A 12,362-nucleotide genomic window follows, 5' to 3' on the forward strand; every position below is an offset into this window, starting at 1 on the left:
TCTAGGGAGTAAGGTTTCATTTTTTCTCCTTCTTGTCACCTCTATTATTGTACCTAATCGTTAAGCAAAGTGCTGTATCTACTTGGCAGTTAAAGATAAATAATCTTGTACCATTGCTATTTCCCAATGCAAAACCTGCTAAATATTCTGTCGAGCACTGATTCTGTCACTTCTTCGCCCGTAACTTCCCCCAATGCTTGAATTGCACCGCGCAAATCTATTGTCCAAAAATCTAAAGGCAATTTGTTGCTAATAGTATCCGTGCATTGTTCCAGAGAAATTTTAGCTTTAGTTAACGCCGCTGCTTGTCGCTGGTTGATTGCTAAGTCTGAGTTTGCTGCTTGCAAATTTCCCCCGCTGACGGCATCTAAGATTGCTGTTTCTAAGTCTACTATGCCTCGATCGATGGCGGCGGCTGTGGTAACTATTGGGTGAATTTCTGAGGAAAAAGGTAGTTCGGGGAGGGTTTTTACTAAGTCGATTTTGTTGATAATTATAATTAGCTGGCGGTGCTTTACTTGTTCGTAAATCTCCGAATCGCCCTCTGTCCAACCAGATTCCGCGTCAATTGTCAACAACACTAAATCGGCTTGTTTTGCTGCAGCGCGCGATCGCTCAACGCCAATTTTTTCTACCTTGTCTTCGGTTTCTCGAATGCCCGCAGTATCGAGCACCTGCACCGGAATGCCGCCCACAACTAGCTGCGATTCTACCACATCCCGCGTCGTACCGGGCAAATCCGTGACGATCGCCCGATCGCTCCGGCTCCACGCATTCAACAAACTCGATTTTCCCACATTCGGCCGCCCAACAATCGCTACTTTCAAACCACTTCTCAACAATTCTCCGCGATCTGCCGTTGCCAAAATTGTTGACAATTCCTCCAAAACATGATTTATTTCCAAAGATGTTTTAGCTTCATCTAAAGGCGGCAAATCTTCCTCAAAATCAATTCTCGCCTCAATTTCTGCCAGCACGTCCAAACAAGTTGTTCTCAATTTGCGAATTGGCTGCGCTAATTTTCCTTGCAAACCGGCCAAAGCACTTTGTGCCGCAGCAGGCGATTTTGCTCCCACCAAATCAGCAATACTTTCAGCTTGAGTTAAATCAAGCCTCCCGTTCAAAAAAGCCCGCAGCGAAAACTCTCCCGGCTGCGCCAATCTCGCCCCATGTTCCAAACACAACTGCAAGACTTGCTGCACAGCCATAATGCCACCGTGACAGTGAAATTCCACCACATCTTCGCGAGTAAAAGAACGCGGCGCTTTCATGATTAGCAGCAAAGCTTCATCGACTACTTCTTGAGTTTTGGGGCGGCGGATGTGGCCGTAAAGAATGCGGTGAGACTCCCAAATTTGCCGTCCTGGGGCGCGAAACAGAGTTTCGGCAATTTTTAAGGCTGCGGAACCGGAAACTCGCACAATGCCGACGCTGCCTTGTTGGGGAACTATGGCAGTGGCGATCGCTGCGATCGTTCCTCCTTTTGTTAATGATTCAGACATTGTTATTATTCACACATTCAAAATTTCTCTTAATCTCCTGTTTTTGAGTATCAGGCAATTGCTTCTCGGTATTTGAGAGTATAAATCTCTAGTTCGTCATTCAAAAAATTAAAATAGTCGCCCTTTAGGGCAAAATGCACCAGTTTCCGGGTCGAAGCGTAGGAGATATTTGGTAATCTTTTCCCTAGAATCGCTAATTGCTCGTCGGCTGGGAGAGACCAGATAACTTGAATTAGGGATTCAACCACTTGTACGTTCATTTGACTGACCTCCGGCTTGGTTGTTAAATTATACATATCTCATTGACAGGATAAACAATTTCAGCATTTTTTTTCTAAAATATTAGAAGAGCGTGGCAACAGCGATGGACTTGGCTAGCCAATCCGATCGCCCGTTTGTCCAGTCAGTCGATTTTAGATTTTAGATTTTAGATTTTAGATTAACTCCACAGATGAATCGGGGAGCTTCAACTAGGGTCTAAAATTTTGGGAGGCTAACGACTCCTGTCGGAAAGCAACTATCCGTTTTTGGGTGGGAGTCAGGGCTCGATCGAACTTAAATTACTCAGCCACATATTTTGGCTATTCTGATTTCATGCGATAATGGAAAATTGACCGAAAGCATCCAGGATACAAGCCCCCGGATTCATCCGTGGAGAAAGAAAAAACCTGTATCCGATGAAACTTGCCCCCCGAATTTATCTGTGGGGTCAATGCTTCAATCTAAAATCTAAAATCTAAAATCTAAAATCGATTGACAGGGTAGAGGGCAAAGCATGATTGGTCAACTTCTAGACAGACGTTACCGCATCATTAAAGTCACAGACTCAAGTGAGGTGGGAAAAACTTATCTAGCAGCAGATACTCACCGTCCTGGGTATCCGCAATGCACGGTTAGAGAAATGCGACTCCCCGGCACAAGTTCGCAAACTCCAGAATTAGTCAAAGTTTTATTTCAAAGAAACGCAGAAATAATTGAAAAATTGGGAAAAAACGACAAAATCCCGGAATTATTGGCGTATTTTGAGGAAAATCAAAGTTTATACTTAATTGAAGAATTTATTGCCGGATTACCTTTAAGTCAAGAACTAATACCCGGTCAACCTTGGGATGAAGACCAAGTAATTAATCTGCTATCAGAAATATTAGAAATTTTGGTGTTCATACACGAGAAGGGTTTTATTCACCGCAGAATTCAACCAGACAGAGCGATCCGGCGCGAGTCTGACGGCAAATTTGTATTGGTAGACTTTAGCTTAGACAAAGAAATTAACCCGGAACTTGCTAACTGTCATTTGTTGTCGCAAACTTCCCCGAACTCTGTTAAACGGCATGAGGCAAAAAAACAGGATTTGGCGGCTCAGGAATTATACGTGCCGATCGAGCAATTGAGCGGCAACCCCCGTTACAATAGCGACATCTACGCTCTAGGTACGATCGCCCAGCTTGCGGTCACGGGACTCTCACCCAACGAACTGAGTGCCTTAAAAAACAACAAAAGCCAAGTTCCCTGGCAAAACCGGGCAACTTGTTCGGCAGCCCTAGCAGATATTATTGATCGAATGGTGCGCCCCGACTGCGAGGAACGTTATCAGGAGGCCGCCGAAGTTTTAGCAGACCTCAAACAAATCGCCGTAAAATTGGAGGTTGAGCCGCCGCCAGCCACAATCATCACGCACGCTATGAGTCAACCGCGAAGACAAAGCCAAACCAAACTGCTGCTGTTGGCTGCAACAGCGGCAGCTTTAATCTTGACGGCACTGATAATTTACTTTTGGCAGAGTCAAAGTCCGGCGAGGTCAAAAGAATTGTTAGCCCGCGGCGTGGCCAAGGCGCAGCAAGGTGACACAACAGGCGCGATCGCCGATTATACTCAAGCGCTCGCCCTGAATGCCAGCGATGCGGAAACTTACTACAAGCGGGCAAACGCTCGCTATGACATGGGCGCAACCGAGCAAGCAATACAGGATTACACGCAAGCAATTAAAGTCAATCCTAGCCACACCAAAGCTCTCTACAATCGAGGTATGGCCCGCCTCGACATCGGGGACAAGCGGGGGGCCGTGGAAGATTTCACCCAAGTAGTGCGACTGAATCCCAGCGACGGTGAGGCATACTCTCAGCGGGGTTTAGCCTACTACGATTTGGGCGACTACCGCACAGCAATAGAAGACTACACTCAAGCAATTAGGCTCAGTCCCAACGATGCTACAGCTTACAGCAATCGGGGTTTAGCTCGATCGGCAGCAGGCGACAAAACAGGAGCAATGGCAGATTTTACTCAAGCCCTGCAAATTAGCCCCAAACAAGCTGGCGTTTACTACAGTCGTGGTCGAGCGAGATTTAATCTGGCAGATTATCAAGGAGCGATGGAAGATTATACTAAGGCGATCGAATTACAACCCGATCTCGCTGATGCTTATACCAATCGGTGCAGCGCTTACTTGAATTTGGCCACCTACGACAAAGCGATTGCAGATTGCACCGAAGGAATTCGCCTCGATCCAAAAGATGAAGCAGCTTACAACAACCGCTGCATTGCTTATCTGAATTTAAAACAATTTCAAAAGGCTAGCGAAGATTGCAGTTTGACGATCGGACTCAACGGCAACAATCCCAAAGCATACAGCAATCGAGGATTAGCTCGATCAGCTTCGGGAGACAAGCAGGGAGCTGTGGAAGATTTTACTCAAGCAATTCGACTCAATCCCAGCGATGCCGTAGCTTACAGCAATCGCGGTACTATTTACTCAGAACTAAAAAATTACCCTTTAGCGGTTGAGGATTTCGCTCACTCGCTACGGCTCAACCCCAACAATGCTAGCGCTTTTTACAGCCGAGGCCTCATCCGCCGCCAACTCAAAGACCGTGCTGGGGCGATCGAGGATTTTCAGAAAGCTGCAACCTTGTTTCTAGAACAAGGAAGAGCCGATGGTTTCCAAAACGCCCAAGCACAAATCAACGACCCTAAATAAGCTATTACTTGTCATTCCGATGTTAAAAAAAGAAGACAAAAGGCAGAAGGAAGAAGGAAGAAAGAAGAAAGAAGAAGACCCAATTCCCAATTCCCAATTACCAACTTCCCGTTACCAACTTCCCGTTACCAATTCCCCGTTACCACCTCCCCGTTACCAATTCTCAATTATAGATATGAACATGGTTGGTCAACTTTTAGACAGGCGTTATCGCGTAGTGCAAATTCTTAGTTCAGGAGCTTTTGGACAAACTTATTTAGCTGTCGATACTCGCCGACCGGGCCATCCTCAATGTGTAGTCAAACAACTGCGCCCTCCCAGCAACACTTCCACAGTTCTCAAAACAGCTTATCGCTTATTTAAACAAGAAGCAGAAATATTAGAAAAGCTGGGAAAACACGATCAAATTCCCTTTTTACTAGCTTATTTTGAAGAAGCCAATCAATTCTACCTCGTCGAAGAGTTTGTCCCCGGACACGCCCTAAATAGGGAAATTGTGGCGGGTCAACCTTGGCGGGAAGAACGAGTGCTGGATCTTTTGCAAGAAGTGTTACAACTTCTCGCCTTCGTACACTCTCAGGGAGTGATTCACCGCGATGTTAATCCCTCCAACTTAATCCGCCGCAAACCAGACGGCAAATTAGTTTTAATTGACTTTGGTTCGGTTAAAGAAGTTGCGAGTCACGTCACCGAGTACGATACAGAATTTCCGCGCACCATTGCTACTGGAACTCCGGCTTATATGCCGATCGAACAATTTCAAGGCAACCCGCAATTTAGCAGTGACCTCTATGCAGTCGGGATGATGGCAGTCCAAGCTATCACTGGTTTACCCGGTACGGATTTGCCAAAATTGCAAGATCCGAGTCCTTCTCATACGGGGGAAATTGTTTGGCGAAACCGAGCTCAATGTTCTGTGGGATTAGCCAATATAATTGATAAAATGGTCTGTCACCAATTTGCCAAGCGCTATCAATCTGCGGAAGAAGTTTTGGTAGCTCTCAGCAAGTTGAGACACCGCCAAGAGCCGATGAATCCGGCTCACAAGAAAAGTATGGCTCCCAGCTTAGTTTCTTCTGATCGTTTTTCGTCACGTTTGGGAAGTCGATTTTGGTTGATGATTTTGGCGGGGTTCGGGGTGGCGATAGTTCTGCTATTTCTGTTTAGTTATTGGAGCCGCCCGAATCCGATTAAAGCTAAGGAATATTACGAACAGGGAGTGGAAAATTCTCGCAATAAAGATGCGGATGCAGCTTTGCAGGCTTTTAATAAGTCAATTCAATTGAATCCTAAAAATGCCGAGAGTTTTTACCAGCGCGGTAATGCTAATTATGATTTACAAAAATATCAAGAAGCAATTGCAGATTATTCTCAGGCGATCGCTCTCAATCCTAAATATGTTCAGGCTTATTTTAACCGCGGCCTAGCCCGTCACGATTTTAACGACACGCGCGGGGCGATTGAGGATTACACTCAAGCTTTGAATCTCCAGCCCAAGGATGCTGATACATATTATGAAAGAGGAGTTGCTTATTTAGAACTGCAAGATTACAAGATGGCTATTCAGGATTTTAACGAAGTAATTCGGTTGCAGCCGAACCTGGTTAAAGCTTATCATTCGCGGGGGTTGGCTCGTGCTGGGAGTGGCGATTTGCAGGGGGGGATTGGAGATTATACTGAGGCAATTAAACTTGATGCTAAGAATGTTGATGCTTTCTACAGTCGGGGGAGAGCTCGCTTTCACCTAGGAGATTATCAGGGAGCTTTGGCGGATTATTCTCAGGTAATTGCGATCGATCCCAAGAGTGGAGATGCTTACGCTAATCGTTGTAGCACGCAGTTGAATTTAGGAGCGCATCAAGCGGCAATTGACGATTGTACTCAGGCAATTTCGCTAAGCGAGGAGGATGGGGTTCCTTACAACAATCGCTGCATTGCTTATTTAAATTTGAAGGATTATCCCAAAGCAATTGCCGATTGCACTCAAGCGCTGACAGTGAATCCGAATGATTTTAATGCTTTTAACAATCGTGGTTTAGCTCGCAGCGCCGGGGGTGACGCCCAGGGGGCGATCGCAGATTTTACAGCAGCAATCGGGTTCAATCCCAACAATGCGGAAGCTTACGCCAATCGGGCTAAGATTTATCAAGAGTTAAAGAATTACAATAGTGCGATCGCAGATTACGTGCAAGCTATTCGGATCAGTCCGAATTATGCGGCTGCTTACTACGGTAGAGGCATGGTTCGTAGCTCCTTGGGAGACAAAGCAGGAGCAATTAGCGATTTAGAAAAAGCGGGCAAAATGTTTCTCGATCAAGGACTTACTGGCGGTTACAAAGATGCACAATTTGAGATTGAAAAACTAAAGTAGTCAATCGATTTGAGATTTGAGATTTGAGATTTGAGATTTGAGATTTGAAGCATTGACTTGCGCGAGATAAATACGTTCGGCAAGTTTCATCGGATACAGGTTTTTTATTTCTGGGTCATGATTCTGCTTTCGGAATGAATCACGTGGCGGGTATCCTGGATGCTTTCGGTCATTAGTCATTAGTAATTATTTCTCGATGTTATATTTTTATCGGTCAATATTTTATAATCTCAGATTGCTCCGGGGCTGGTTCACGCTAATCTTTAATACCAACAGAAAATGCAGGTGAACCAGCCCTTACGCGCTATTAATTCAAGCTATTATCAATCAATTTTCTGGATCTTGAAGTCGTTTAACCAACTCATAAAACGGTTCCCAATTATCATCAATAGCTATCGGTTCCCAAACAGCCTCAATCGTCGGTCTCAACAGCGATTGTTCGGGATTGTGCCTCCGCAAACAGTCCGCCATTTTATCCATATCATCCGCAGACAAACTTTGCAAAACGTGATAATAAAACTGTCGCCAAGGTGCTATCAAGTCCGCCGGTTCCGCCTCAGCAAAAATTAGACTAGCATCATCTCGCCAAGTGCCAGAGAACTGTCTTCGCAATTCCCAAAAGAAATCGTGATAGGCTACTTGAGACTCCGCCAGCATTTTAATTGTCACCTTCAACAACTCATCTCCCTCCGCCTCGGGCAAATCCTCAAATCCCAATCTATTTAGCATCAACTGCCGATAAGCTGCATTATAATAATCGCCAAACTTTGCCAAACCCGCATCCATATCAGCTTGAGGAATCGCCGCTGCTAGCGGTTCCTGGAGCTTCTCTAAATTGTCCCTACAAATCAACGGTTGATTGCCGTAACAATAAAGACCCGAATAGTCAAAATAAGCTGCTGTAAATTCCGGCTTGTAAGTTGGGATAAAAGCGAAAGGCCCGTAATCGAAACTTTCTCCTGTAATTGACATATTATCAGTATTAAGCACGGCCTGGCAAAATCCTGCTGCCATCCACTGAGCGACTAATTCAGCTACTCGCTTGACTAAATCTGCATAAAATAGCGCATATTTTTCGGCAGGCGAAACCCCGGAATTACTTGCTTCTAAATGCAGTTGTGGATAGTAATATTCAATAACAAAATCTAAAAGTTTTTTAGTTAAATCCGGGCGGCGGATATAGTGCAATCTTTCAAAAGTTCCAAACCGGATGTGAGAATGACTGAAACGCACCATTACGGACGATCTGGTGGGTGATGGTTCATCGCCCCGCCACAAAGCATCCCCAGTTTCAACTAAACTAAAACAGCGAGATGTTCTAACTCCCAACCGGTGCAAAGCTTCGGCGGCTAAAACTTCGCGAATTCCCCCTTTGAGAGTGAGTCTACCATCACCGCCCCGCGAGTAGGGAGTGCGGCCGGAACCTTTAGTACCGAAGTCGTAAAGTCTGCCGTCAGTACCGCGAACTTGGCCGTATAAGAAGCCTCTACCATCACCTAAATTGGGGTTATATTGGTTGAATTGATAGCCGTGGTAACGGAGTGCGAGAAAGGGGCGGACGCAGTGAAATTCGCCGAACGCTTCGATAAAATGTTGGTCGGTTACTTGTGCGGGGTCTAAACCCAATATCGGCAATAATTTGTCGTTGCGGAAGCGGAGAATATGCTGAGGAAAATCGGCCGCAGGGACTTCATCAAAATAGTCGCCACCGAGGGATTCGATGGCGGGTTCGTAGTTGAGGGAAAGCAAGGGATTTGACATTTTTTTATTTTATCTTGAAATTGGCGATCGCTCCTCATTATATACAGGTAAGGTGCGGACTGCATTGGTGTCAACAATCACCTCAAACCCTTTGAATTTCTCGTTTATAGCCGAGTTCTCTCCCCCTCGCATCCCAGGGCTATTTCATGCTCAAACTTGAGCTAGGCTAAAATTTGAGCATAAAAGATTAATGTCTTCCTTGAAGGCGAAAAAAAAATTACGGTCAATTTTATTGAGAGTTGAATTAACCGTTTTCATTGCTAAAAATGGGGTTGAAGGCTTAAATTTTTTAAATTTTAGTTGGATTCACCAGCTAAGCTGTTGCGGCATTTAAATTGTATGTCAAAAAAGAATCAAAGTCTTGTGGGGTGTCCCGCCCGCCCTGAATATACAATTTAAATGCGCGACACCTTAATATACCTTTTCCCCTATTTAAAATTGGTCAACACCCCGTAAATCGCCCAAATTGCCATCGCCCGCAAATAGTGACTCGCCCGAAAAGTTCCCCCCGCCGTAATCGCTTCCGGCGTGCGAAACTGCAACCCATTTTCATAAATCTGCTTCACTACAGCATCCGTCAATTTAAAAGCTTTCTCCTCCATTCCCATCTGTACCAAAAAAGCAGCCAACCCAAAATTAATCCCCGTCCAAACTTCCAAAGGATGAGTTGCATTGGGATTTTCCGGCGAACCGTTCAGCATCACCCCATTTGCCGCACCGAACTCGCCATCGTTGAACTTCAAAAAGCAAGAATCGTACACAGTTTCTAAAGCGCTGACTGCACATTCCGGCGGCACAATATCCGGTAATCCTAACAGTTTCGCGTAAAATTGACCGCACAGTTGGTCTGCCATCACCACTTCCGAGTTACTCTCGCTGTCTAAACGGTAATATTGACCGTTCCACAGTTTTTCTTGATAGCTCGGTCTTGCTTGTAGCAGCCAACTGTGATATAATGCTATCTTTGCTTGAGGGTTAGGAATTATCTCCGGTGCTGCATCTTCCAAGATTTCGCCGATCGCGATCGCAGCCTCCAGGGCCGCCAACCACAAACCCCCGCAATACGCACTAATCCCCCGCATTTGCCAATCATCAAACGTCTGATCCGGTGCACCCGAATTCTCAGGAATTCCGTCCCCATCCTCATCAAAAGTTTTCAGATAAGCCAAAGCCTCAACAATTGCCGGCCAACACTCTTCCAGAAACTCACAATCTGTGCCGCCAGTCAACAAAAAGTCACGATAAACTTGCAACACAAAATCGCAAGGCAAATCCTTCCACAAATTGCAATCTTGATAGCTGGTATAATTCGTTTTCTCCCAAGGGTGTTCGTTAGGAGCACCCAAATCGTGCGGCGTCGCACCGACAGCTTTTCTAATAGCCGAAGCTTGATTCCAGCCAATAATTCTCGGCGTATCGTCTCCTGCAGAAATTGCCCTAGCGAACGCTAAAACCACCGACTTTTCCAAATCCGGCCACAGCATCAACAAAGCAAAAGAACCGTAAAGCCGCACGTCCAAACTTTCGTACCAGCGGTAATCAATGCACTCCAAAACAGCAAATTGACCCTTTGGATCGCGTTCGTCAGCCGCACTCCAAAGAGTACCGCCGTCAGTCAGGGCGTATAACTCATTAAACAATGCCATTTTAAAACTATATGACAAATCTTTCCGTTCTAAAATAGGTTTTTGCCAAGCTTCAATATTTTCGCGCCAAGTATCAGAATGCTTCATTGCAGTGCGAATAATCGGCCAAGCATTTTTGCCGTTGCGGCCGAAGAAATCTGTATAGCGGCGGTAGTACCAAACTCCCGATGCAAACTCAGTAACGGGCAAATCCCAAGCTATAATAAAGGGGATTTTGCGAGTTTTTCCCGGTCGAATAGTAAAGCGAACTGCTAGCGCACAAGCCAACTGTTCTCCTGCTGCTGCGGCTGTCTCGTCTTTGTCATCCAACAAGAAACCTTCAGCAGAAAAGTTGCGCCAAATATCCTCGCCATTCCCCGCCGGGTTCCAACGAGTTTGATAGAATACTTCTACGGCCGGATTAGTAATAGTTGCGATCGCCCATTGTCCATCCCCCTCTTGCGGCTCCTCATCAGCAGTCAAGCGCGTCATCACGCAACCGATTCGGTGAAAATCTTCCACCAACAAATTCAAATTTCCGGCACTTTCTCCCCACCGGGGTTGATAGTCATAAAATGGACTACCATCATCTCGCACCATCACTTTCGGCGACTTGTTGGCATTAGTAAACCAACCGACAATATTCTCCCAAGTCAGCATGATGCTGAGAGTAATCGGCGCATCTGTAGGATTGTGCGCCACCCATTCAAACATGGCAACTGGGTAACTGCTTTCCTGATAATTGTTCGGCAAAATCGGCGAAAATTGCTCGCAGCTTAATTGAGCATTAAACACATTTTCGTAAACAAACCAACTGCGGGGATACAAAGCATGATAACTCCCCGAAGAATTATACTCTTCCCCGGTTTTTTCTTCTTCTTCCCTTCTTCCTTCTTCCTTCTTCCTTCTTCCTTCCGATGGATACCATTCCCAACTCGATAAACTGCCATCGGTAGGCGGTTCAGTGGACAGTGCAAAAGCTTGTTTCTTGCCTTGAGTTTCTTCAAAAACGCTGAACTGACAAGCGGGCAAACTGCGAAAAATGTGTTCGCCGCCGTCAATATGCCAGAGGTTGAAGTCGCCGCGGGACGATCGCCCGATGCAGCCGGCACCGAACCCGCCCAGAGGCATTCCGTGCCAGGGGCCATCGTCGAGATTGCTTGCGTAGCGTACTGTATAGGGATTCTCCCAACCGAGGCCGATGGGACGTTTCCAGGTGTGCGGGGGGATGTTTGGATTGGATGTGCGATCGTTCATGATAGATGTTAGTGGGCAGGGCGATCGGCGGAATTCCGGCAGAGACTTAATAGTATATATAGGACTTACGCAAAAAACGCGGTTTCTGATTTAGATTTTAGATTTTAGATTGCAGCAAGCCACTTTATCGGGGCAGAATATCACCTAAGCTTAGATTGACAAACTCCGCAGGTATGGTTTAACATTTAATTAGATGCGAATTTCATGTTATCATTATGATTAACCTTTCAAGAGACATACATTCTCTCACCGATTTTAAACGTAATACGACTGAGTTTGTGCAGCGACTCAAACAAACAAAACATCCTTTAGTTCTAACTGTCAACGGAAAAGCAGAGTTAGTTATTCAGGATGCTGAATCCTATCAGAAACTTTTAGATGCGGTTGAGTTATTAGAGACTTTAAAGGGAATTAAACTGGGTTTGGCACAAATGGATCGAGGGGAAGGGCAAAAAGCGGAGGATTTTTTCAATCAACTGTTTGATAAGCTAGACAGTTAGCGATGAATCAGAAATATCAGGTCATTATCCAACCCGCAGCGCAAAAAGCGATCGAGGAATCTTATTTTTGGTTGAGTAATCATTCTTCTCAGAAGGCTAGAAATTGGTTAGAAGGCTTGTACAAAGCTATCTTATCGCTAGAAAATATGCCTTCTCGTTGTTCCTTCGCGTTTGAGAATAGTTTTTTTGACGAAGAAATACGACAACTTGTTTACGGCAAGGGACGAAATGCCTATCGGATTCTGTTTACGATTGTTGATGATAGAGTTCAGATTATTTTTGTGCGACACGCTGCCCAAAAACCGATGATAGATGAATCCGAATAAACTCCGTCGAAGTGTCCAAACCCTGACTCCCCGTGCGTAATTCCTA

General features: G+C 45.4%; 8 protein-coding genes. 4 read left to right on the top strand and 4 right to left on the bottom strand.

The features are described 5' to 3' along the window. Positions 1-116: 116 nt before the first annotated feature. Positions 117-1,502 carry a tRNA uridine-5-carboxymethylaminomethyl(34) synthesis GTPase MnmE gene (gene mnmE / locus QUB08_RS06165; protein WP_333223936.1) on the bottom strand — a complete coding sequence of 462 codons (1,386 nt, stop codon included), beginning with the start codon at positions 1,500-1,502 and terminating at the stop codon, positions 117-119. A gap of 50 nt (positions 1,503-1,552) precedes the next feature. Next, the gene (locus QUB08_RS06170; protein WP_333223937.1) at positions 1,553-1,762 is read right to left on the bottom strand and encodes a hypothetical protein; all 210 of its coding nucleotides are present in this window, start codon (positions 1,760-1,762) and stop codon (positions 1,553-1,555) included. 515 nt (positions 1,763-2,277) lie between these two features. On the opposite strand from QUB08_RS06170, the gene QUB08_RS06175 reads away from it, so the two are divergent. Continuing rightward, positions 2,278-4,476 (top strand): tetratricopeptide repeat protein, encoded by a 2,199-nt coding sequence (locus tag QUB08_RS06175; protein ID WP_333223938.1) that lies wholly within the window; start codon positions 2,278-2,280, stop codon positions 4,474-4,476. Beyond that, positions 4,433-6,847, top strand: coding sequence for a tetratricopeptide repeat protein (locus tag QUB08_RS06180; RefSeq protein ID WP_333223939.1), 2,415 nt, complete (start codon positions 4,433-4,435; stop codon positions 6,845-6,847). Before QUB08_RS06175 ends, QUB08_RS06180 begins: the two co-directional genes overlap by 44 nt. Positions 6,848-7,174: 327 nt before the next feature. Here QUB08_RS06180 and QUB08_RS06185 read toward each other — a convergent pair whose 3' ends face one another. Beyond that, a complete protein-coding gene (locus tag QUB08_RS06185; RefSeq protein WP_333223940.1) occupies positions 7,175-8,608 on the bottom strand; it encodes a protein adenylyltransferase SelO family protein in 1,434 nt (477 codons plus the stop codon). Positions 8,609-9,036: 428 nt separating this feature from the next. Beyond that, positions 9,037-11,490, bottom strand: a complete 2,454-nt coding sequence (locus tag QUB08_RS06190; protein WP_333223941.1) for a GH116 family glycosyl hydrolase — start codon at positions 11,488-11,490, stop codon at positions 9,037-9,039. Positions 11,491-11,705: 215 nt separating this feature from the next. Here QUB08_RS06190 and QUB08_RS06195 point away from each other — a divergent pair, with 215 nt between their 5' ends. After that, complete coding sequence (locus tag QUB08_RS06195) at positions 11,706-11,990, top strand: type II toxin-antitoxin system Phd/YefM family antitoxin (RefSeq protein ID WP_172187146.1); 285 nt, start codon at positions 11,706-11,708, stop codon at positions 11,988-11,990. A 2-nt stretch (positions 11,991-11,992) separates the two neighbouring features. Further along, positions 11,993-12,316, top strand: a complete 324-nt coding sequence (locus QUB08_RS06200; RefSeq protein ID WP_333115063.1) for a type II toxin-antitoxin system RelE/ParE family toxin — start codon at positions 11,993-11,995, stop codon at positions 12,314-12,316. The last annotated feature ends 46 nt before the right edge of the window (positions 12,317-12,362 follow it).

The organism is Microcoleus sp. BR0-C5 (genome assembly GCF_036705045.1).
Classification (GTDB): domain Bacteria; phylum Cyanobacteriota; class Cyanobacteriia; order Cyanobacteriales; family Microcoleaceae; genus Microcoleus.